Genomic DNA, 22,264 nt, shown 5'->3' with positions numbered 1-22,264 from the left:
TTATCAGCTCAGGCTGCCAGCCTGTGTTGTTAGGCAGGGCTGGCAGCCTGATGGGTTAAGCGGCGAAGTACAGCATGACGCACGAACTGAGCAGGACAGCCCCGATATAAGGCATGACCCATTTCAGAAAGCGGCCATAGGGAATATTGGCCATGGCCAGACCGGCAACAACCGTCGCGGCTGTGGGCGCGAACAGATTGATCCAGCCGGAGCCGAGCTGATAAGCGGTGACCACGATGTCCCGGCTGACGCCGGCAAAGTCACTCATGGGCCCCATCAGCGGCATAGAAACGGTCGCCAGGCCTGAGCTGGACGGGATGAAAAAGGCCAGAATAATGTGTGCCAGATAACTCACCACGGCAAATACACCACTGTCTAGACCGACCACCAAGTGCTCAGCCCAGCTCAGAATGGTGTCCGTGATGTTGGCGTTGTTCATGATGACATTGATGCCTTTGGCCACCGCAATCACAAGGGCAACACCGATCATGTCACGGCAGCCAGCAATGAATGCATTCACGAATGTCGCTTCCGGCATGCGGTTGATCAGGCCAATGAGGATGGCGGCGGTCAGGTAGATGACAGAGATTTCTTTCAGCCACCAGTTCAGCGCCGGCACAAACGTTACCCCGATATCTTCCCAGGGAATCACGCTGTAGATCATCAGTGCAAAGGCGCCGAAAAACACGGTCATGGTCAGTTTGTGGCGCGTGGTAAATGCCAGGGCAGCAGGCGCCTGAGAAAACTGATCATCAAAGTCGATATCGTGCAGCAGCGAAGCCTTGGGATCGGCTTTGACTTTCGCGGCATAGCGCATAATGAAAGCACTGGTGATGACATAGAGCACGACAAAGGTCAGCAGCCGGAACAGGATGCCGTCGCCCAGCTGAATGTCAGCAAAGCGGGAGGCGACCCCGGTCGCAAACGGGTTCACCGTACTGGTTGCAACCCCGATCCCGCTGCCGAGCAGGATGATGCCTGCGACAACCATGCGGTCGTAACCGGCAGCGATGAAAAAAGGCAGCAGAATGACCCACAAACTCACGGTTTCTTCGCTCATCCCATAAGTGCTGCCGCCAACCGCCAGAATGAAAATCAGCAAAGGGATCAGCCACTGTTCTTTGCCTGCAAATCGCTTGGACAAAGAAGCAATGCTGGCATCCATCGCGCCGGTTTTGATCGTGACATTCAAAAAGCCACCAATCATCAGGACAAACAGAATAATTGAACTGGCATCGGCAAAGCCTGCCAGCGGTGCTGCCAGAATATCGGACAGCCCCTGTGGATTACTTTCAAGTTCAGTAAAGGAACCGGGCACGGGCAGTAAACGTTCCCCGCCGCTGTAATCAGCCACGTCTGCTGCTTTCACCAGTGTCTGTGAATCACTGGTGAGGTAGTCATATTTACCTGCCGGCAGCAGCCAGGTCAGCAGTGCAACGGCGATCGTGATCCAGAAGAGGAGCGTATAGACAGTCGGCATTTTCCATTTGCGCTTGCCAGCTCCGGTTGTTGATTGCATTTCCATATCCATAGTGATTTCCCTCATTTTGATTGGACATGACGATTAAATTCTTGGAACACCCTGGCTCCAGACTTGTTTGATGTGCATGTTGTCAGGTTGGATCAGCACCAGATCGGCATCGAACCCCGGCCTGATGTATCCCTTGCTGTGAAACCCGAGCGCATTGGCCGGGGTGGAAGTAATGCATTGAATGGCTAAGTCAAACGGCACACCGTACCGGGTGACAGCGAGCTGAACGCCCTCATACAGTGAAGCGATCCGGCCGGTATCTACGCCAATCGTGTTGCCATCGGCATCGAATCTTGGCAGGCTTGCGTTGGCATCTGAGCTGAAACTGATCCGCTCAACCGGTACGCCGGCCTGTAATGCCTTGGCCAGTGCTTCGGAACAGAAAACTTCACCGTCATCCAGCAGGCCCTGATTGGTACTGGTGGTGATGTCGATATAGCCGCCGGCTCTGGCATAGCGGATTCCGGCCGTAAACAGATCTGGATTACGGTTGATGTGGGTGGGCACAAACAGGGAGTAAGGCAGTTCGGTTTTCTCAATCAGATCCTCAAGCAGGGTTAACTGATCGGGGTGATCGCCAATATGGCAGAACACCACGCCTTTTTTACCGGCCAGGTTGGCGCTGGTCCGTACCCGGCGGGCAATGGCATAGAGATCATCAAACCGGATCACTGAACCCCGCAGATCGGACAGCGCCAACTCGCCAATACCGATAATTTCCGGGATGTACAGCAGATCGGTTTCTACACTGCCGGTGAGTGTGGTGGGTGGCAGGTGGTAAGAGCCGGTATAGAAATAACTGTCTATGCCTTTTGCTGACAGTTCACGACATTTACCCAGTAAATTAGGTAAATTTCGCGTGATCGCGTCGGTCCCCAGCGCAGCAACGGCTGTGGTGACGCCGTTTCTGAGCATGTCATCGGCATGGATTTCCGGCGTTCGGTTGATAAAGCCGCCTTCGCCGCCGCCGCCCACTGAATGCACGAGTCCGTCGATGAAACCCGGGGCAAGCCACATGCCCTGGCCGTCCATCACTTCAGCCATGTCAGAGGGAATGGCAGGTAAAGTCTTGGAAACCGAGTGGATACGGTTGCCACAAATCACAAGGTGACAAATACCCTGATCTTCAGGCGCAAAAAGCCTGACGTTTTGAATGATACGTAACATAAAACACCACGAACTGAATGGATAAGTTCAGGTTCAGGCGTGCGGAAGCACATCGAAAATCCGATGAAATCAGATCACCTAGCTGTGCCAGAAGCAGGCCGGAAACTGAATGGAAAAATTCAGAAGCGTGGGGGTTTTATTCGTTACACCATTCACTCAGTGCCGTACGACTGAGTTTGTAGTAGCTGAACAGAAGGGTCGGCGCATGTGCGGAAGCCGTGTTCAGAACACAAGGGGCAGCGTCGAATTGTAGAGCAATTTGCCAAGCCATTTGCTGTCTCTGAAAGATACACGGTTGAATTTATCCTAATCCGTAATTCAGAGAGTGCAAGCCATGAGTTGATAGCGCTTGAGGGGTGGGTGAAATTTAAATTCAACAAAAGCGACTTAAAATTCATTTTTGTCGGAGTTTTTTTGCTGTTTTTCGGTTGAATAAGCAAAATCTTGAATGTGATAGTTTTGTTAATAAATTTGAGTGCTCTCACACTTGGTAGGGTGTGAGAGCGACGGTGGGACGACAGAAGCGGTAGTGCTTACACCTTGAAGTGACCAGCCATTTTTTCCAGTTGGGCAGAGAGGGTGGATAACTCTTCGCTGCTGGCCGATATCTGTTCAACCGCACTGCTGGTGTCACGCGACATCATATGAATGTTATTGATATTGTGACTGATTTCTGCTGAAACCGCAGATTGCTGCTCAGAGGCCGCCGCGATCTGCGAGGTCATGTCAGCAATCTGTTCCACCGATTGCACCACTTGCTGAAGACGCTGCGTGGCATGGGCGGCCTGTTCGGAGACGCTGGAGGTGTGATCGATGCTGCGGATCATCACATCGCTGACCTCACGGCCGTGGTTGAGCAGGGTGGCCAGCATGCTGGCGGTGTCGCTGGTGGCATCCTGAGTGTGCTGCGCCAGATGCCGCACTTCTTCGGCAACCACGGCAAAACCGCGTCCGTGCTCACCGGCCCGGGCAGCTTCGATTGCGGCATTGAGCGCAAGCAGGTTGGTCTGTTCAGCTATATTGCGTATGGTGTCCAGCACCTTGGTGATCTCATCGGAACTTTGACGCAGCAGGCCCAGTTTTTCATTGGCCTCACGCATGTCGTCTGACATGTCATTCAGCCTTGTTGTGCTTTGCCTCAGCAAGCCAGCACAGTCGGTTACCTGGCGATTGGCCTCGTTGCTGACAGTGGCGACGGTTGCAATATTGCCTGAGATGTCTCTGGCTGTAGCACTCATTTGATCGATAGCCACCGTCAGTTGCGTGGTTTCCTGCTCCTGCCGCGAGACGGTTTCTGCCGTCTGCACGGCACTGGCCGCCAGAGCCTCCGCTTCACTGCGCTGCTGACCGGCGGCGGTTTTCAGTTGATGGATGATTTCACTCAGTTTGCCGGACATGGTTTTCATCGAGGCATACACCCCGGTTGCCGGTTTGTCGTCATTCATCTCCAGGCGCAGATTGCCGTCGGCAATGGCACGGGCAATGTGCTCCATGTGCTCAGGCTCTCCGCCTATGGGCCGGGTAATACTGCGGCTGATCAGCAGGGCGGCAGGAATGATCAATGCCAGCATGGCCAGAATGACGATAAAACCGCTGATGTTGAGCTGGCTGATGGCGGCCAGCGCTTCAGCCTGATCGATCTCTGCAACGATCACCCAGCGAATGTCCCCGAGCTGAACCGGCGCAAACGCAGAAAGCACGGCGTTTCCTTTGTAGTCGCTGATGGCATCAATATTGGTTTCACCCGCCAGGGCGCGGCGCACCGCTTCGGTATCAATACTGCCTTTGTCAGGATGCCGGAAAGAGGCATGCACTGAGTGGTTCACCGGATCGATATAGGAGTTGGAACGCATCAGCCTGTCAGGCCCGACAAGATAGGTTTCTCCGCTGTTACCCAGCCCGGCCCGGACGCCCATGATGGCTGTCAGGCGATCGATCGGAAATTGAATCACCAGCACGCCAGTCAGACGTGCTCCCTGATAAACCGGGGCCGCCACAAAACCGGCCGGCGCGTGATATGAGGGCAGGTACAGATTGAAATCAATCAGCGCGGTCTGGCCTTTCTCCAGGGCTATCCCGGCCTGAAAAGCGTGACTGAGCAAGCTGTCACGGAAAGGGCCGTGACTCAGCGAGGTCGCAAAATCCACTTCCTTGTAGACGCTATAGACCACCTGTGAGGTCTGTGCATCGATCAGAAACAGATCGTAATAGCCTGATTTTTCGATCAGTTCCCGAAAAAAGGGGTGATAGGTTGCGTGGGCTTGATCATAGGCTGAGTCACCGCCTTGATCGAGCCGCTGTTTTTCACCCAAAGGATGGGGATTGTTCACCAGGTAGCTGGCCTGCAGTGAAATTGCTGCAGGAGAAAGCTGACTGAGCAGCGAGTCTGCCGTTACCTGAAGATCCGGCGCATTCGCCTTCAGCTTGGGGATGAACTGATCGGCGTAAAACTGTTTCACCTGGGCACGCATGGCCCCATCGGCCAGCGGCAGTTCAGCCATGCCCTGACGCAAAGCCGCCAGTGCCTGTGCGGTGAACGGGTTGTTGGCTTCCAGGGTGATTTGCTGATTGAGCGAGGAAAAGTAACGCTCTACCGCGTCCAGTTTCACTTCCCGCAATGATTCCAGCTGGTTATAGGCCTGCAGTCTGAGTGAGTTTCCGGCCTGATAAGTGGCAATGATCATCATTGCCAGTGCCGGAACCAATCCTGACAGGAGCAAGGCGGTGAGTATTTTTTGCTGCAGTTTCATGGTTTGCCTCATGGAAGCGACGCTGCTGTAATTCGAAATTAGTTCACGTTTTGCGCAGCGACGTCAGTTCAATGCGAGCAAGCGTGCGTTTTGTGATGTGAATCAAGTGTAATAATGTGAGTGTTGAATCAGCGCGTAAAGCGCCAGTGTCACACATGAATAATCCGGACAATCGTCCCAAAAATGACGGAATCAGTCGTCAGTCTGAGTGCAGGGCAGGGAATTGTTTTTCTGTTCGATGAGATCCAGTCGCCCTAATTAGCCGGAATAAACCGAGTCAGGAGACTGTTTGGATGGCAAAAGTGACAACGCTGAGTGCAGAAGAGAAGCAAAATCTGGTCAATGAACTGAAACAGCTCATTGCCCTGCGCATGGGGAAAACGGTCAGTGTGACGCACCAGTATAACGATGAGCAGGGCTTGGTTGTGGCTTTTTCCGTTGAAGGACAGCGCTGTATGGAAGTGGCGCTGTAGCCGTTCGCGCCCGTGCTGAGACAGCGACGGGCCGCGGACAGATTACACCGGATCAAAAGTGGCCAGCGCCAGAATCTGCTCGATAGTCCGGGGAAAGTCGAGACCGATTTCGTGGCTGGCCATCGGATAGACGCTGCGCTGGGTCATCCCCGGCGAGGTATTCATTTCGATGGGGTAGAGCTGACCGTCGTCACCAAGAATCACATCCAGCCGGCCCCAGCCGCGGCAGCCTAAGGCTTGAAAAGCGGACAGAGAGAGTTGCTGAATCGCCCGCTCGGTGTCGCTGTCAAGATCACTCGGGCAGTGGTAGGTTGCAGTCTGGGCGCCGAACTTGGCTGTCCAGTCAAAGAAAGTCTCAGAGCGAATCTGCACCACGGGCAGTGGGGTGTCACCCAGGATGCCGCAGGTATATTCCCGGCCGGAGATAAACGCTTCAAGCAAAATATCGTGATCGTATTCAAAGGCCTGCATCACTGCGGCCTCCAGCTGAGCTGGAGATTCCACTTTTGACACCCCGATACTGCAACCCTGAGAGCTGGGTTTCACCACTAAGGGATAGCCGATGGCATCGGCTGCCGAGTGAATCGCCTGCAGCGACTGCTGACGATCAACGACGACCCAATTGGCATAGTGAAAACCGTGCTGGGCCAATATCTGGCGTGTGCGCCGCTTATTGAGGCACAGTGCCGATGTGGCCAGGCCGCTGCCGGTATAAGGGATTTTCAGCCAGTCCAGCAACCCCTGAATATGGCCGCTTTCTCCCAGGCTGCCATGCAGGGCAATAAAGACTTTATCGACAGACTGCAATGCTTCCAGCGTGGCGTGCAGGCTGACGGGATCGATTGCGATAGCTTCATGCCCTAATTCATCAATGGCTTCGCAAACGGCCTGACCCGATCGCAGTGAGACACTCCGCTCGCTCGATTCCCCGCCCATTAACACACCGACACGCATAATCAATCCCTTCCATAAGTCCTTGAGCTCATATAGTAACGAATCAGGACAGTGATACAAAGCTATTGATTTACAAAACAATAATGAAATATGACCTTGGTCCGGGAAATGAGAGTTCAATCATTGACTTAACTTCAGATCAAAAATCGTACTGGCGCTGCAATGCAATCCGATCGCATGAGGTGGCATTGTTGTGATGATCTTCAAAGACAGCCCTTCTTTTTCTCTGTTAGCATTTGTTATCAAAGTTACCGGTAACATAACAATTAACAGCCGGTCTTTAATGACAACGACGTGACCCATAACAATAGGACTGTACCTGATGAAAAAGCTCACCTGCACGCTGCTCGCTGCCACACTGGCCGGAACTTTTACGGCTTCCGCACTGGCGGCTGATTACACCTTCAAATTCCAGTCGTCTGACCCGGCCGGCGATAAAAACTTCCAGGTGCAGCAAGCCTGGGCGGATCGCGTTGAAAAAATGTCGGCCGGCCGTATCGACATTGACTTACTGCCTGTGGGCAGTGTGGTGAAACATACCGAAACCCTGAACGCGATTAAGCTGGGGATCCTCGACGGCCATATTACAGCGACCAGTTATTTTTCCGGTAAAGATCCTGCGTTCGGTCTGATCGGTAATACGGTCGGCGCCTGGTCGGATACCACTCAGCTGTTGCAATATGTGAATTACGGCGGTGGTTATCAGCTGATGACCGAACTGTATGCTCCTTACGGGGTGAAATTCATCGGTGGCTCAACCACTGGGGTGGAGTCTTTTGTGTCTAAAGTGCCGGTCAATGGTGTGGCCGATCTGAAAGGCCTGAAACTACGTGCCCCGGAAGGTCTGGTGCAGCAGGTGTTTGCAGCGGCGGGTGCCTCACCGGTTAACTTACCGGGTTCTGAAGTATTCACCGGCCTGAGCAAAGGCGTGATTGACGCCGCCGATTACACCGTCTTTTCCACCAACCAGAAAGCCGGTATGAACGATGTGGCGACTCATCCGGTGCAACCTGGCTTCCACTCACTGCCTTTGATCGATATCTCGATGAGCCAGAAAAAGTGGGACAAACTGCCTGAAGATCTGCAGGAGATCCTGACGACTTCTGTACGTGACTTTGCCTATGACATGACCACGCAGCTCAAGATCGCCGATCAGCAGGCGGTGAAAGAAGCGCAGGCAAACCCGAACATTACCATTCATAACTGGTCGGACGAAGAACGCAAGAAGTTCCGTGAAATTGCCCGCGAGCAATGGAAAGTCTTCGCTCAAAAGTCGCCAAATGCAGAGAAAGTCTACCAATCTGTAACAAAGTTCCTGGAAGACAACGCCCTGTTGTAATCTCCGGACGCTTTGTCTGACACCGGTAATCCCCCCTGTGAGAGGGCTGCTATCAGCCCTCTGTATCTGATGTAGTAAGAGTTGTGAACTGTCATGAATACCAATTCAACCCCTGCAGAGCATGATGAGGACAAGCCGAAAAACGGCTTGGATGCGGCCATCGTCAAAATCGGCAATGCGCTGAGTCTGCTGTTTATTTTTACGGTGATCATTTCATTTTATGAAGTGCTGATGCGCTATGTGTTTGATTCGCCGACCATCTGGGTGCATGAAACCGCGTCGTTTCTTGGCGGTTCACTCTTTATTGTTGGTGGTTTGTATGCCATGGCGACCAACAAGCACGTGCGCGTGGTGCTGCTGTACGACATGGTGTCACCCCGCACGCGTCAGTACCTCAATGTGTTCCATCATGTGATGGGACTGCTGTTTTCGGGACTGATGGCATGGGCTTCGTACACCATGGCCCGTGAAGCCTGGCTCACCCCTTGGGGCGAAATGCGTCTGGAAACCTCAGGCTCAGCCTGGAATCCTCCGTTTCCCGCTTTGCTCAAAGGGATCATTTTTATCTGCCTGTGCGTACTGACTGTGCAGTTTCTGTTGCACCTGATTGCTGAAATCCGTGGACTGAGGAAGAAAGATGTTTGAGTTATCGTCAATGGGGATCGGCTACGGCAGCCTGCTGATGTTGGGGCTGATGATTGCCTTGTTGCTGACCGGGATGCAGCTGGCGTTTGTCACCGGCCTGGTGGCACTGATCTTTACCCTGGGCTGGTTTGGTCCGGATGCCCTGCCGCTGGTCACCAGCCGGATGTATTCGTTTGTCGACGGCTATATTTTCCTCGCCGTGCCTATGTTCGTGCTGATGGCGGCGCTGCTTGATCGCTCCGGCATTGCCCGCGATCTGTTTGACGCCATGAAATCCGTCGGCCGCCGCGTTCGTGGCGGGGTTGCGGTGCAGACCTTGCTGGTGGCTGTGGTGCTGGCGTCCATGTCGGGCGTGATTGGCGGCGAAACCGTGCTGCTGGGCATTCTGGCGTTGCCGCAAATGTTACGACTGGGCTATGACCGCAAGCTGGCGATTGGCACCACCTGCGCCGGTGGCGCGCTGGGCACGATGCTGCCGCCGAGTATCGTGCTGATTATTTATGGTCTGACGGCCAGCGTATCGATTGGCGATCTGTTTAAAGCCGCTTTCCTGCCCGCCTTGCTGCTGGCCCTGATGTACATCGGCTACGTCTTGATCCGCTGTAAACTCAATCCGGCACTGGCGCCTTTGCCAACGGAAGCCGAGCTGGCGGAAGATGCCGCCAGGGATATCAGTTATTTCAAAGCCTTGTTCTTCCCGATGCTGTCGGTCGGTGTCGTGCTGGGCAGTATTTATACCGGTGTGGCCTCAGTCACGGAAGCTTCTGCGCTGGGTGTGGTCGGCATCATGATCAGTGCGGTGATCCGCCGTGAGATGAGCTGGAGCATGCTCAGAGACAGTGCCATCGCAACCATGCGCACCTGCGGCATGATCATGTGGATTGGCATCGGCGCCAGTGCACTGGTGGGTGTGTACAACCTGATGGGCGGCATTGATTTCGTTGAAGAGACGATTCTGGCTTTCAGCGGCGGCAGTGCCACCATGACCCTGCTGATCATGATGGTGATCCTGCTGGTACTGGGGATGTTCCTGGACTGGGTCGGGGTTGCGCTGCTGACCATGCCGATTTTCGTGCCCATCATTACCGGGCTGGGCATGGACCCGATCTGGTTCGGCGTGGTGTTCTGTCTCAACATGCAGGTCTCTTTCCTGTCTCCGCCTTTTGGCCCGGCGGCTTTCTATCTGAAATCGGTGGCGCCGAAAGATATCAGTTTAGGTGAAATCTTCCGATCCCTGCTGCCTTTTATCGGCCTTCAGCTGATAGCACTGACGCTGGTGATTGTGTTCCCGCAGCTCGCGTTGTGGTGGCGTTAAGCGAATCACAAGAACGATAACGATAAGGAATAGCCCTGCGATATGAGCAGGGCAGGATAATGGCGATGAAACCAAGAAAGATAATTGTAATGGGCGTCTCCGGTTGCGGTAAGAGTCTGATTGGCAGCTCGCTGGCAGCAGCGCTGGGACTGAACTTTTTTGATGGCGATGATTTTCACTCACCGGAGAATGTCCGAAAAATGAGTGAAGGCGTACCGCTCAATGATGAGGACAGGGCGGAGTGGCTCGCGCGGCTCAATCAGCTGTTGCGGGAAACTCCCAATGCAGTGCTGGCCTGCTCTGCACTGAAACCTGAATATCGCCGCCAGCTGCGTGCCGGGATCGACGGGCTGGAAATTGTCTATCTGCAGGGGGATTTCGACACGATCTGGAACCGGCATCAGCAACGTGCGGATCACTATTTTAACGGTCGCGGCATGCTGGAAAGCCAGTTTGCGACTCTGGTTGAGCCGGAGCCGGATGAAGCCCTGTTTATTGATATCCGCCAGTCTCAGCATGCGGTACTGCAGGATATTCTTGCGCAACTGTCGCCCGCCTGAAAGGGCGGTCAATTTGAGCCACTGATGGCAGGAAAGGAAAAACGAATGACATCAACCCAGTGCAATATTGCCATGATTGGTTTAGGCGTGATGGGGCGAAACCTGACGCTGAATTTGCTGGAACACGGCTTTGCGGTGGCCGGTTATGATTTGCAGGCGTCTCTGGTGCAGCAAATCAAGCAGCAAGCGGAACAATTGGCCAAAGCGCCGTTTACGGCCTGTGAATCCTTACCACAGCTCCTGGCGGCGTTAGCATCGCCACGGGTGATTGCCTTGTCTGTGCCGGCAGGAAAACCGGTCGATGCCGTAATTGCTGCATTACTGGCAGCCGGACTGGAACCACAAGATACCGTGATTGATACCGGCAACAGCCTGTGGACGGACACCCTGGCCCGCGATGAGCAGTTTCAGGGACAGTTTCAGTTTTTCAGTACCGCGGTCTCTGGCGGTGAAGAAGGTGCCCGTCATGGCCCGGCTCTGATGGCCAGCGGCAGTGCCGCCGCATGGCAGCAGGTTGGTCCGATGTGGAGCGCGATTGCCGCGCAGGTCGACGATGCGGGGAAACCGCTGCCGCCAATGAGTCAGGGCGAGGCCTGTGCCGCTTATCTTGGACCAGACGGGGCCGGCCATTATGTAAAGATGGTGCATAACGGCATTGAATACGCTGATATGCAGTTGATCTGCGAGGCGTATCAGTTTCTCAGCCAGCAGCTCAATCTGCCTGCTGCAGAGATAGGCGAAATCTTTGCCCGTTGGAATCAGGGGGTACTGAACAGTTATCTGATGGAAATCAGTGCCGATATTTTGCAGCAGCAGGATCCGGACTCCGACCGGCCGCTGGTGGAAATGATCCTGGATAAAGCCGGGCAGAAAGGCACCGGCTTGTGGACAGCCGTCAACAGCCTGGAAGTCGCCAGTCCTGCACCGACAATTGCCCAGGCGGTGTTTGCCCGCGCGATGAGCGGGATGAAATCTCTGCGGGTGCAGGCCGCTGAGTCGCTTGCACTGGTCGTGGATGAGACGCAGGCTCTGGATAAAGCCGAGCTGATCGCCCAGCTGCACGATGCACTCTACTGCGCCAAGCTGTGTACCTACGCACAAGGGTTTGCGCTGATGAAAACCACAGCCGCCGAGCAGGGATGGCCGCTGGATTACGCCGTGATTGCCCGGATCTGGCGTGCCGGCTGCATTATTCGCGCTATTTTCCTGCAGGATATCAGTCGTGCCTTTGAACAGCAGCCGGATCTGGACAACCTGCTGCTCGCTGACCACTTTCGTCTTCAGCTCACCGAGCGTCAGTTAAACTGGCGTAAAGCGGTTGCGGCTGCCAGCCTGGCCGGTGTTGCCATGCCGGGGATCAGCTCAGCGCTGCACTATTTCGATACCCTGCGCAGCGCGGTGCTGCCGGCCAATCTGTTACAGGCCCAGCGCGATTACTTTGGCGCTCACACTTACGCCCGTATTGACCAGCCGGAGGCGGACGCCTTCCATCTGAGCTGGAGCCAGTCACCGCGCGTGCAAAACAAAGTGTCATAAAAACAGGCCTGAGGGCCTGTTTCTTTTTGCGCCAGCTTACAAACCGCAAGCAAGGCTTGTGGTAATCTTGGGGCTGTTGAGCCCAATCCGATACATGAAAAATACCATGACAATCAAAAACAAACGCCCGACGTTGCAGGATGTTGCGAACCTGGTCGGAGTGACCAAGATGACGGTCAGTCGTTATCTGCGCGATCCCGGACAGGTTTCCGCGGCCTTGCAGAGCAAAATTGCCGCCGCTGTCGAGGAGCTGGGATACATTCCCAACCGTGCTCCCGATATTTTGTCCAATGCCAAAAGTTATGCCATTGGCGTGCTGGTTCCCTCACTCACCAACCAGGTCTTTGCGGAAGTGATCCGGGGCATTGAAAAGGTCACCGGCCCTGCCGGTTATCAGACCATGCTGGCACACTATGGCTATAGTGCAGAGGTTGAAGAGAAAAACATTGCCTCTTTGCTGTCCTACAATGTGGATGCCATTATTTTGTCAGAAAGCGTGCATACCGAGCGGGCGCGGAAAATGCTCAATACCGCCGGGGTGCCTGTGGTGGAAATCATGGATTCGGTTTCCCCGGCCATTGCTCAGGCGGTGGGGTTTGATAATCAGGCCGCCGCTGAGGCGATGACAGAGCAGATGATCGCACGGGGGCGCCGCCATATCGTGTACTTTGCCGCCCGGATGGATGCCCGGACCCACTTGCGCTTTACCGGTTATCAGCAGGTGATGAGAAAACACGGCCTGGAGCCGCGCAGCATTCAGACTGAGGAAGCCTCCTCGTTCAGCTTAGGGGCCGGGTTATTGCGGCAGTCACTGACACAATATCCGGATGCCGACGGAATTTTCTGTACCAATGATGACCTGGCGATCGGGGCGATTTATGAGTGCCAGCGGTTAGGGATCCAGGTGCCGGAGCAAATGGCGGTGGCTGGTTTTCACGGCCATGACATCAGTCAGGTGATGGTGCCGCGTTTGGCGACTGTGATCACACCGCGAGAGCGAATTGGCTATGTCGCCGCCGAGCAGATCCTGCAGCGGCTGCGTGGTGAACCTGCGACAGAAAAGGTGATTACCCTGGATGTGAAAATCGAGCTGGGCGAGAGTATTTAGCGTTTTTGCGCGGGGGAATTTTCCGCACACTGAGCGCTTTCTCAAGTCGGTTGCAGACAAAAAAAGGGGACCAGAGGTCCCCGAACTTATTGCCAACACAACCATATAGGATGCAAAAGACACTTCACGACACACGACAGAACCCGCCCGCAGCTCACCACGGCAACCGGGCTCTGGACATGTTTGGTTACCCCTGGCGGTAGTTCAGCCCCACCCGGTCTAAATAGGACAGCTGGCCATGCAAACGGGCTTTGAAATCATCCCAGTCACGCTGCTCCGGCGGACACCAGCAGACTTCGCTGACCGCCAGCAGGCGTGGATAGAGCAGGTATTCAAACCTCGCCTGGCTGTAGACATGCTCACACCATAGCGCGCACTGAATCCCCATGATCTGCTTCAGCTTGGGATCGCTGGGTTCCAGCTCGGCCAGCGGGCGATAGCTGTACACAGTTTCCAGCGGTAAGAACCCTGCCCAGTTGGCACCGGCTTCCTCGGCGGAATGTCCCTGCGCCAGATCCAGGTAGGTGTACTGCGCAGGCTGCATGATCACCTGATAGCCTTTATCCGCACAGTCCAGTCCGGCCTGCTCATTCATCCATGGCATGACGATGGTGTTTTGACTGACCTTGTCACCTTTCACCACTTCCTGCCAGCCGAGCATCCGCTTGCCTTTTCCGGCCAGGTAGTTTTCAACAAAGCGTAAAATATGACCTTGCAGCTCAAACGGGTCTTCATAGCCTTCCTGGGCCATCAGTTCGCGGCACGCCGGGCTGTCGGTCCAGACACCGTTGGGTACTTCATCCGCCCCCACATGCAGGAAGGGCGCCGGGAACAATTCACAGACCTCATCCAGCACTGTAGTCAGGAAGGTGTAAGTCCCAGGCAGAGCCGGTGACAGAATGTTGTCCGAATAATTCTGGATGCTGCGGTATTGCGAGCGATCCGCTTCATCAACCAGCAGCTCAGGCAGCGATTTGATGGCAGCCCGGCAATGGCCGGGAATGTCGATTTCCGGGATCACCTGAATGCCCCGATCGGCGGCATAGGCCACGATATCCCGGATCTGCTGCTTGGTATAAAAGCCGCCGTACCGACGATCAACGGTCGAAAACTGCGGGAGCAGGGGTTCTTGCGGCCCGCGCCATGCGCCAATCTCAGTCAGGGCAGGGTAGGCGTCAATCTCAATCCGCCAGCCTTCATCATCGGTCAGGTGCCAGTGGAAGGTGTTAAATTTATAACGGGCAAGCTGATCGAGCAGCTTTTTGATCCGGGTCACGGAATGAAAATGGCGTGCGCAATCGAGCATCATGCCGCGATGGCCATATTGCGGCTCATCGTTAATTTCTACCATAGGCACGCTGAGCGCGTGCTCAATCTGATGGGTTGGCTGAGCTGGCAGCAACTGCAGCAGACTGGCTGTCGCATGGCTGAATCCGGCACCGGAGCTGGCTTCCAGCCAGATGTGATCATGCTCGACCAGCATATGATAGGCACCGTCGGCCAGATCGGCGCGCGTCTGATAATGGATATTGCCGCCGGGACCGACCGGCAGTGGCGTGTCCAGCCAATGGGCCAACTCCTGCTGCAGCCAGTTCACGCTGCCCTGCGCCGCTTCAGGAAATTCAGCCAGTGCGGTATGACGGGTAAACCGAAATTCGCCCGCTAAGGTTTTCAGACTGGCGGGAGCGGGGATCAGGTTAATCGTCTTGGGTGCTGGTAACTCAAGCGTCAGTCGGTCCTGTACCGGGTTTTTCAGGTTCACCGGGGTCACAGTGACCGGCAGTGCTTCGCCTTGCTGATTGGCATACAGGCAAGCGTCAATCACGCCGTCACCATGCAGACTGAGCGGCGGGGTCTTGATGGAAAACTCGGTATAGAAATGGCTGTTGGGCGCCAGGGCTGCAGCGTCTGACGCTGACAGAGTGCAGTAACTGCCAGTTTGCGTCAGCACACCATGTGAGACTGAAGCTGGTTCAATCCAGCGACTGAGGATAAAAGCCAGGGACCAGGCTTCCAGCGCCTGATCACCCAGATTGTGTAAGGTCAGCGCGAAGCGGGATTCCGTATCGGTTTGATTGATAACCGTTAAATCAAGGCGATAGCTCATGATAGCCCCTTATAATGGATACAGGTTATGATCGCCCTGGGCGATCAGTATGGCGCCATCCATGGCATCTCCCTGCGGAGCAGCCAGTCGGCGTTGAATAGCAGGTGTCAGCCAGGGAGCGATGCGCTCGCCAATCCCCCCCATCAGACACACTTGTTCGGCACCGCGCGTCAGCAGGGCGTTCAGCCACATCTCAATATCTGCGGCCGTCTGCTGAAGTAAGGCCACTGCCAGGCTGTCGTTTTGCGCTGACAGTTGGAAAATCTGCGGGGAAAACTGGCCATAATCACAAGGACGGGCAGTTTTTGACCATTCGACGATGGCATCAATATCGTGATCGAAGTGCGCCAGCACATGGTGGACCAGTTCGGTCTGAGGCACGATGCCGTCAACGCTCAGCAATACCTGCTGAATGAGCCGCAGGCCCATGATGGCGCCGCTGCCCTGATCGGAAATCGGAAATTCCCGTCCGCCCAGCACAGTGATCTCCTTGCCGCGGCGGAGAATACCAACCGAGCCGGTACCGGCAATGAAAATGGCACCGTCCTGCCCGTTCCAGGCGCCAAGACAGGCGCCGTAGCCGTCTGTGTTGAGCACCAGCCTGCCATAGGGATGAGGCAGGGCCATGAAGTCGTACCAGGCTTTGCGATGTTCAGCACCGGCCAGTGCCAGACCGACAGCCATGTGTGAAAAGTCGGCCTCAGTCAGGCCGGCTTGTGACGCGGCGGTTGCAATCGCATCTTGTATCGATGCCATGGCAACTTCCGCGCCGAGCAGAATATTGGCACTGCCGGTTTTCGCTTCAGCCAGGATCCGGCCGTTTTGATCGCAAAGGCGTGCCCGGCAAGAGGTGCCGCCGCCGTCAATCCCGACCAGAAAACGTAAATCATCAGCCATGGCGGCGCTCCTTACATTGCATCACGATCGCGAGCAGATACCAGGCGGCATGCGGGATCCACTGCTCCCCCCAGCGCCAGTTCTGCAGCATGTCACCGGCCTGGGCCGGCGGCGCAAAGGCAATATCCGATTCATTGTCAAACCCTGAGGTAATGCCATTACAGATACCGCCTTTGGCATTGAAAAAACCTAATTCGGGCAGATAAACCGGATTATTTCGGCCGTGTCCGTCCAGCATGCTCATATCGAAGGGGTTGAGGCCCAACATCCAGTTCAGGAGCTGATGACCGTAATCTTTCAGCCGGTGGCGCAGTTCGCTGTTGTGCACCACCGGAGCAGCCATGAAGGCCATGGCGGCGAGAGAGCCGAGTCTGGCATTCTCTCCCTGCCACCAGTAGCCGCTTTCATTGTTGTGCGGAATAAAGAAGGCACTGTGCTTGTCACCATCCACGGCTTTGACATACTGGCGCGGATAGCCAAACGGATTCGCGGCCGACTGGGTGATGTTCAGTTCAAAGTGCAGTGCATTGTCCAGCACAGCTTCGATCGTGTTCAGGCGGTGCCTGTCAGATTCAATCTGTAAATACTGCAGCAAACTGATGACCGGCAGACCTGCCTCTGCGGCATGAAAATACGGCCGGCTGCCATCAGCGTTTGCACTCCAGTAATGCTGCTGCTGGTGATCAGACTGCTGACGGGCAGCGAGTCGTTCCGCCCAGTCACGGGCTTCGCTGAGATAGCGGGTTTGCTCGGTGGCTTTGAACAGCTCAACTGCCGCCAGCAGCGCGCAATATTCGTCAATGATGTTTTCTTCGCCATTATCCAGATACTGGCAGTTGTGGGTTTTCAGGTGCCAGTAAGCCGTCTGGGCAGATTCCAGATAGGCGTCGGTATTGTTTATCTCCCCCAGATCCAGTTTTTCCACTGCCGGACTGCGAACCAGCCTGGCAGCCGCGGCCAGGGCGGCAATCGCAATGCCGCCGCCCTGACGAAAAGCGGCCTGGTAGGTGTCAGCTTTGATGCCCTCCTGCGTTGAATAGCTACAAATCTCCCGTTGCCCGGTGGACTTACTCCACTTATCGAACACTGTCATATAAAAATAACCCTGCGGTGCATGCATCCGCAGTAAAAAATCCGCGCCAAAAAGTGCCTCTTCAATCAGGCGGACGCGGGAAAAATCCGCAAATGCGGGATCACCCTGCAGCGACTCAAAGGCGGTGAGCATATTCCACACCACCATAGGCGTCTGCTGCGGATTGAGGTAATTGGCATAGGACAGGTGACTCAGGTATTTACTGACATCGCCCGAGGCGTCGTACCAGCCGCCATGGGCGTCGACGACTGTGTCCTGATGACCAAACAGCGGGACGGCATGATCGTGCCGATCAAATTTGCCGCCACAGCGCTGGGATTTGAAATAATGCAGCACATCACTGAAAGTGCGCTGCATCAGCAAGCCGTCAGCAATTTCAAAATCAGCGGACTCAAGCTCACCGAAGCGGATTCGGTAGCGTCCTGCTTCCTGCCAGCGACTGAAATCGATGGGTGTTGCCGTGCCTGTGTGCCACTGATCTGTGCGCTGGCTTTGAGAGAGCGGCAGTTGCATCACAGCTTGTCGGTCGTCACTGCGGATCAGGGTCGCCTGCGTCAGGGATAAAGCGGCCTGATGCTGAACGATGGCAACTTTATGACCTGTGCGTTCATAACCGAGATGGTTGATTAACAACTGCATAGCTTTCCTTTGTTATCGTGAGTGATTGTTGACTTTTCAGCGATGTTCGCTGTGATTTGTTATTCAGCTGCCATCAGCTATCGAACAGATAACAGCGGACAAAATGGTTTTCTGCCAACTGGGTGACTTCCGGCAGGCGTTGACGGCACTGCTCGGTTGCGTGCACACAACGGCCTGCAAACGGACAGCCGACACTGTCTGGTGTCCACAGCGGAATATCCCCTTTGTTACCCGCTAACGGCTCATGGATCGACTTACTCGGATCCGGCACGGCTGAGACCAGCAACTGGGTGTAAGGGTGCTGCGGGTGATGAATGATCTCTTCGGTATCTCCCCATTCCACCATGTGACCCACATACATCACGGCCAGATCTTCGGCGATATAGCGCGCCGTGGCGATATCGTGGGTGATATAAAGCAGCGCCATCTCGCGCTCAAACTTCATCTCTTCCATCAGGTTCAGGACACCGGCACGAATCGAGACATCCAGCATGGAGGTCGGCTCGTCGGCCAGGACCACTTCGGCGCCGACCGCGATATTGCGGGCCAGATTGACGCGCTGACGCTGTCCGCCAGAGAGCTGATGCGGGTACTTTTCGGCGGTGGCTTTGGGCGGGATCAGCCCGACTTGCTCCAGCAGATCGTACACTCGCTCTTCCAGCTCTTTTTTATTGCCCCGGCTGACCTTGTTGTGGATCAGTAAGGGACGGGCCAGGTGGTGAAAAATCGTATGGGTCGGGTTGAGCGATCCGAACGGATCCTGCCACACCATTTGTACCCCCTGACGGTACTGCATCAGCTCGCTTTTTTTGGTGATGTCCTGAATATCGCGACCGAAATATTCGATAGCCCCTGAAGTGGGCTCGTACATTTTGGCGATCATTTTTGCTGTGGTGGATTTACCGGAACCGGATTCTCCCACCACCGCCAGGCCGCGACTCTTATACATTTTGAACGACACCTGATTCAGTGCCCGCATCTTGGATTTTTTCAGCGAGTTACTGTTGACCGAAAAGTCTTTGACCAGGTTTTTCCCTTCGATAATGGGTGTTCCGACTGGATTGCTCATTTTGCCTCCGATCCTTCTTGTTATCACTTGTTGTACAGGTGGCAGTTGCTAAAACGGCCGGGTTCCAGTTGGCGAAGCTGTGTGCTTTGCGAGAAGCAGGCGTCGTGCGCTTGGCTGCAGCGCGCCTGGAATCGGCAGCCCTGAGGCACTTCCAGCAGGTTGAGCGGGTTGCCCGGAATACCGGTCAGACGGGTTTTTGGCCCGGTCAGTGGTGGAAACGAGCTGCCCAGACCCTGGGTGTAAGGGTGAAACGGGGATTGCAAAATCTGCTTTGACGGCGCGACTTCAACCAGTTCACCGGAATACATGATGCCGATGCGATCCGAGAACTCGACCATCAGAGACAGGTCATGGGTGATGAACAAAATGGCGAAACCGAATTCTTCTTTCAGGGCATAGATCTTTTGCAGGATCTCGCGCTGAACCACCACATCCAACGCCGTGGTTGGTTCGTCCATGATGATCAGCTTTGGATTGAGTGCCAATGCAATGGCGATCACCAGGCGTTGGCGCATACCACCGGAAAACTGATGCGGGTAGTCACTCAGCCGGTCCGGGTGGATATCCACGATCTCCAGCAACCCCTGAGCGCGGCGCACGGCCTGCTCCCGGGTCATGTTGGTGTGACGCATGATTACATCACAGAACTGCTCTTCCATGGTCAGTACCGGGTTGAGGGCGTTCATCGCACTCTGGAATACCATAGAAATTTCGCTCCAGCGAAAGCTGTTGAGCTTCTGGTCGCTGAATTTCAGGATATCGCCGTGACCGTCGAACAACACTTCCCCGCCGGTAATGAACGCAGGCGGCTTGTGCAGACGCATCAGGGAAAAGGCAACGGTAGATTTACCACAGCCAGACTCGCCTGCCAGTCCGAACACTTCTCCTTTACCAATGTCAAAGCTGACATCGTTGACGGCGCGGACATCACCGGCGTCGGTAATATAGTCGACGCACAGGTTGCGAATTGAAATTTGTGGAGTCGTCATTACTTCTCTCCTCCTTGCAGTGCAGGCTGAACGGTCGTTGCGGTGGCAGGCTGTGCCTGTTGGTTTTTCTTGGCCATGTTCTGCCAGCGGCGCAAGCCTTTGTGTGAACGCAGCTGCGGGTTGGCAATCTCATCCACGGCGAAGTTCAGCATCGCCAGTCCGATGGCAATCAGCGTCAGGGCCACACAGGGGGCCAGCAGTTCCCACCAGGCACCAACCAGCATGGAAGAAGAAGTCTGTACGTTGTACAGCATCACGCCCCAGCTGATCGAGTTCGGATCGCCCAGGCCAAGGAAGGACAGGGTGGCCTCTGTCATGATGGCGAGCATCACAGAGCCGATGAAGCTGGCGCCGATAATCGAAATCAGGTTCGGCAGAATTTCGACAAAGATGATGCGCCAGGAAGATTCCCCAAGAACTTCAGCGGCTTTGACAAACTCTTTTTCGCGCAGCGACAGGGTTTGCGCCCGGACCACACGTGCGCCCCATGCCCAGGAGGTCAGGGCGATAACCACGGCAATCGTCAGCGGTCCGGCCTGGCCGATAAAGGCGGCGATAACGAACAGAATGGGGAGCTGAGGCATCACCAGCATGATATTCATCGCGGCGGTCAGGGTGTCGTCAATCCGGCCGCCAAAATAACCGGCAGACACACCGATCACTGTTGCCAGGAAGCAGACCATCAGACCGGCACCGAAACCGACGGCCAGCGATGTCCGGGCGCCGTATACCAGTTGCGACCAGATATCACGGCCCATGCGTGAGGTGCCCAGGACATGATCGGCATTTTTGGATAACCGCAGGGTACGGCTGTTATCGGCCAGATTCTGTGCCACCCAGCTGTCAGGGTCGTTTTGAGCGGCTTTCACGATAAAGGCTGGGTACTCGTGCGGATTACCGGTACGGCGGTCAGGCTCATGCTTGGTGATCAAAGGGGCAAACACAGCGGCCAGGATAAACACACTGATAATGATTAAGCCGGCCAGTGCTTTATTGTTGTTTGAGAGTAGTTTGATTAAACCTTTCATGATTATTTGCCTCCCTTACGCAGGCGAGGATCCAGTGCCACGATCAGCAGATCGGCCAGGAAGTTAAAGAACAGCATAAACAGCGTCATGATCAGCAGCTGACCTTGCAGAACCTGATAGTCACGGGCGTGAATGGCATTGAGCATCACAGTGCCCAGGCCCGGATAGTTAAAGATGATTTCGACAATCAGCTGACCGCCAATTGCCATGCCCAGCGCCATGGACAGGGCAGTCACGCTTGGCAGCATGGCGTTTCGGGCGGCATAGTTGAAAACCACGCGGTTTTCATTCAGCCCTTTGCCTTTGGCCATGGTGATATAGTCTTCGTTGAGCAGGTTGATCATGTTATTACGCATGCTGATCAAAAAGCCGCCGATCTGAATGGCTGTGGCACAGACTAACGGGAGAACGGCGTGATACAGCACGTCTTTATAGAAGGCCCAGCTGGTCCAGTCAGGCAAGGTACCAGGCGTGTAGGCATAGCTGGTCGGGAACCACTTTAGTCCGAGGCCGAAAGTGAACAGCACCAGCATGGCGATTACCACAGGCGGAACGGCCTGGATCACCAGCATACCGGGAGAGACAAAGGCGTCATATTTACTGCCGCGTTTCCAGGCGGCGAAAATACCCAGCACAGAGCCGATGCAAAAGGCCAGGATGACAGCAGAACCGGCCAGGAACATTGACCAGCCGACCGCCCCGCCCAATATTTCGGTCACGGTCTGCGGATAAAATTTGATAGAGATACCCAGATCCCAGTTGAGGATACTTTGGATATAGGTGAAATACTGCTGGTACCACTCTTGTGTTTCATCAAAGCCAAGCAGTTTTTTCATCGCTTCAATACGTTCAGCAGTCACCTGAACGGAAGCATTGGCAAACATCATAGTCACCGGATCGCCGGGCATCGCCCGGGGAATTGCGAAGTTCAACGTGGCTGCAAACAGCAAGGCAACCAGGTAGAACGATAAACGACGTAGAAAAAATCCCATAACTCACACCTTTCCCAACCAGTGACTTACGACTCTGGGCTGAACTCTGGACGAAAAACCCCCTGACGCCAG

General features: G+C 55.0%; 18 protein-coding genes. 7 read left to right on the top strand and 11 right to left on the bottom strand.

Annotated elements, in window-relative coordinates:
- Positions 1–55 precede the first annotated feature (55 nt).
- The 3 genes from LN341_RS13040 to LN341_RS13030 form a co-directional block, all read right to left on the bottom strand.
- Positions 56–1,531, bottom strand: coding sequence for a YfcC family protein (locus tag LN341_RS13040; RefSeq protein ID WP_234203522.1), 1,476 nt, complete (start codon positions 1,529–1,531; stop codon positions 56–58).
- A 33-nt stretch (positions 1,532–1,564) separates the two neighbouring features.
- A complete protein-coding gene (gene iadA, locus LN341_RS13035; RefSeq protein ID WP_234203521.1) occupies positions 1,565–2,698 on the bottom strand; it encodes a beta-aspartyl-peptidase in 1,134 nt (377 codons plus the stop codon).
- Between the two features lie 533 nt (positions 2,699–3,231).
- A complete protein-coding gene (locus LN341_RS13030) occupies positions 3,232–5,448 on the bottom strand; it encodes a methyl-accepting chemotaxis protein (RefSeq protein WP_234203520.1) in 2,217 nt (738 codons plus the stop codon).
- Positions 5,449–5,741: 293 nt separating this feature from the next.
- Here LN341_RS13030 and LN341_RS13025 point away from each other — a divergent pair, with 293 nt between their 5' ends.
- Positions 5,742–5,921, top strand: coding sequence for a hypothetical protein (locus LN341_RS13025; protein ID WP_046219071.1), 180 nt, complete (start codon positions 5,742–5,744; stop codon positions 5,919–5,921).
- Between the two features lie 42 nt (positions 5,922–5,963).
- On the opposite strand, the gene LN341_RS13020 is transcribed toward LN341_RS13025, so the two are convergent.
- A complete protein-coding gene (locus tag LN341_RS13020) occupies positions 5,964–6,875 on the bottom strand; it encodes a D-alanine--D-alanine ligase (RefSeq protein ID WP_234203519.1) in 912 nt (303 codons plus the stop codon).
- A gap of 322 nt (positions 6,876–7,197) precedes the next feature.
- Here LN341_RS13020 and LN341_RS13015 point away from each other — a divergent pair, with 322 nt between their 5' ends.
- The 6 genes from LN341_RS13015 to gntR all read left to right on the top strand — a co-directional run bounded on the left by LN341_RS13015 (position 7,198) and on the right by gntR (position 13,378).
- Positions 7,198–8,214, top strand: coding sequence for a TRAP transporter substrate-binding protein (locus LN341_RS13015; RefSeq protein WP_046219068.1), 1,017 nt, complete (start codon positions 7,198–7,200; stop codon positions 8,212–8,214).
- Positions 8,215–8,307: 93 nt separating this feature from the next.
- Positions 8,308–8,859 carry a TRAP transporter small permease subunit gene (locus LN341_RS13010; protein WP_046219067.1) on the top strand — a complete coding sequence of 184 codons (552 nt, stop codon included), beginning with the start codon at positions 8,308–8,310 and terminating at the stop codon, positions 8,857–8,859.
- Positions 8,852–10,174 carry a TRAP transporter large permease subunit gene (locus LN341_RS13005; RefSeq protein ID WP_234203518.1) on the top strand — a complete coding sequence of 441 codons (1,323 nt, stop codon included), beginning with the start codon at positions 8,852–8,854 and terminating at the stop codon, positions 10,172–10,174. Before LN341_RS13010 ends, LN341_RS13005 begins: the two co-directional genes overlap by 8 nt.
- 65 nt (positions 10,175–10,239) lie before the next feature.
- Entirely contained in the window at positions 10,240–10,734 is a 495-nt protein-coding gene (locus tag LN341_RS13000) for a gluconokinase (protein ID WP_046219168.1), read from the top strand.
- Positions 10,735–10,779: 45 nt separating this feature from the next.
- Entirely contained in the window at positions 10,780–12,270 is a 1,491-nt protein-coding gene (gndA, locus tag LN341_RS12995; protein ID WP_234203517.1) for an NADP-dependent phosphogluconate dehydrogenase, read from the top strand.
- Positions 12,271–12,376: 106 nt separating this feature from the next.
- The gene (gene gntR, locus LN341_RS12990) at positions 12,377–13,378 is read left to right on the top strand and encodes a gluconate operon transcriptional repressor GntR (RefSeq protein ID WP_234203516.1); all 1,002 of its coding nucleotides are present in this window, start codon (positions 12,377–12,379) and stop codon (positions 13,376–13,378) included.
- A 187-nt stretch (positions 13,379–13,565) separates the two neighbouring features.
- Here the strand turns inward: gntR and LN341_RS12985 are convergent, their stop codons facing one another.
- From LN341_RS12985 to LN341_RS12955, 7 genes are all read right to left on the bottom strand, one after another.
- Positions 13,566–15,485 carry a beta-N-acetylhexosaminidase gene (locus tag LN341_RS12985; protein WP_234203515.1) on the bottom strand — a complete coding sequence of 640 codons (1,920 nt, stop codon included), beginning with the start codon at positions 15,483–15,485 and terminating at the stop codon, positions 13,566–13,568.
- A gap of 9 nt (positions 15,486–15,494) precedes the next feature.
- On the bottom strand, positions 15,495–16,382 hold the full coding sequence (locus tag LN341_RS12980; protein WP_234203514.1) for a BadF/BadG/BcrA/BcrD ATPase family protein: 888 nt from the start codon (positions 16,380–16,382) through the stop codon (positions 15,495–15,497).
- Complete coding sequence (locus LN341_RS12975; RefSeq protein WP_234203513.1) at positions 16,375–18,114, bottom strand: glycoside hydrolase family 9 protein; 1,740 nt, start codon at positions 18,112–18,114, stop codon at positions 16,375–16,377. The genes LN341_RS12980 and LN341_RS12975 overlap by 8 nt, the downstream gene beginning before the upstream one ends.
- Before the next feature lie 73 nt (positions 18,115–18,187).
- Entirely contained in the window at positions 18,188–19,183 is a 996-nt protein-coding gene (locus tag LN341_RS12970; RefSeq protein WP_046219060.1) for an ABC transporter ATP-binding protein, read from the bottom strand.
- 23 nt (positions 19,184–19,206) lie between these two features.
- Positions 19,207–20,172 carry an ABC transporter ATP-binding protein gene (locus tag LN341_RS12965; RefSeq protein ID WP_046219059.1) on the bottom strand — a complete coding sequence of 322 codons (966 nt, stop codon included), beginning with the start codon at positions 20,170–20,172 and terminating at the stop codon, positions 19,207–19,209.
- Entirely contained in the window at positions 20,172–21,200 is a 1,029-nt protein-coding gene (locus LN341_RS12960) for an ABC transporter permease (protein WP_046219058.1), read from the bottom strand. The genes LN341_RS12965 and LN341_RS12960 overlap by 1 nt, the downstream gene beginning before the upstream one ends.
- A 2-nt stretch (positions 21,201–21,202) precedes the next feature.
- On the bottom strand, positions 21,203–22,192 hold the full coding sequence (locus LN341_RS12955; RefSeq protein ID WP_234203512.1) for an ABC transporter permease: 990 nt from the start codon (positions 22,190–22,192) through the stop codon (positions 21,203–21,205).
- Positions 22,193–22,264 lie beyond the last annotated feature (72 nt).

Origin of the sequence: Photobacterium sp. TLY01 (assembly GCF_021432065.1) — a bacterium.
GTDB lineage: Bacteria > Pseudomonadota > Gammaproteobacteria > Enterobacterales > Vibrionaceae > Photobacterium > Photobacterium halotolerans_A.
Note: the sequence above shows the minus strand (reverse complement) of the source record. Positions and strands in the feature narration are given on the sequence as shown.

Coding starts and splice junctions, on each gene's coding strand:
- LN341_RS13040 (WP_234203522.1), bottom strand. CDS start 1,531: ATGGATATGGAAATGCAATCAACAACCGGAGCTGGCAAGCGCAAATGG.
- iadA (WP_234203521.1), bottom strand. CDS start 2,698: ATGTTACGTATCATTCAAAACGTCAGGCTTTTTGCGCCTGAAGATCAG.
- LN341_RS13030 (WP_234203520.1), bottom strand. CDS start 5,448: ATGAAACTGCAGCAAAAAATACTCACCGCCTTGCTCCTGTCAGGATTG.
- LN341_RS13025 (WP_046219071.1), top strand. CDS start 5,742: ATGGCAAAAGTGACAACGCTGAGTGCAGAAGAGAAGCAAAATCTGGTC.
- LN341_RS13020 (WP_234203519.1), bottom strand. CDS start 6,875: ATGCGTGTCGGTGTGTTAATGGGCGGGGAATCGAGCGAGCGGAGTGTC.
- LN341_RS13015 (WP_046219068.1), top strand. CDS start 7,198: ATGAAAAAGCTCACCTGCACGCTGCTCGCTGCCACACTGGCCGGAACT.
- LN341_RS13010 (WP_046219067.1), top strand. CDS start 8,308: ATGAATACCAATTCAACCCCTGCAGAGCATGATGAGGACAAGCCGAAA.
- LN341_RS13005 (WP_234203518.1), top strand. CDS start 8,852: ATGTTTGAGTTATCGTCAATGGGGATCGGCTACGGCAGCCTGCTGATG.
- LN341_RS13000 (WP_046219168.1), top strand. CDS start 10,240: ATGAAACCAAGAAAGATAATTGTAATGGGCGTCTCCGGTTGCGGTAAG.
- gndA (WP_234203517.1), top strand. CDS start 10,780: ATGACATCAACCCAGTGCAATATTGCCATGATTGGTTTAGGCGTGATG.
- gntR (WP_234203516.1), top strand. CDS start 12,377: ATGACAATCAAAAACAAACGCCCGACGTTGCAGGATGTTGCGAACCTG.
- LN341_RS12985 (WP_234203515.1), bottom strand. CDS start 15,485: ATGAGCTATCGCCTTGATTTAACGGTTATCAATCAAACCGATACGGAA.
- LN341_RS12980 (WP_234203514.1), bottom strand. CDS start 16,382: ATGGCTGATGATTTACGTTTTCTGGTCGGGATTGACGGCGGCGGCACC.
- LN341_RS12975 (WP_234203513.1), bottom strand. CDS start 18,114: ATGCAGTTGTTAATCAACCATCTCGGTTATGAACGCACAGGTCATAAA.
- LN341_RS12970 (WP_046219060.1), bottom strand. CDS start 19,183: ATGAGCAATCCAGTCGGAACACCCATTATCGAAGGGAAAAACCTGGTC.
- LN341_RS12965 (WP_046219059.1), bottom strand. CDS start 20,172: ATGACGACTCCACAAATTTCAATTCGCAACCTGTGCGTCGACTATATT.
- LN341_RS12960 (WP_046219058.1), bottom strand. CDS start 21,200: ATGAAAGGTTTAATCAAACTACTCTCAAACAACAATAAAGCACTGGCC.
- LN341_RS12955 (WP_234203512.1), bottom strand. CDS start 22,192: ATGGGATTTTTTCTACGTCGTTTATCGTTCTACCTGGTTGCCTTGCTG.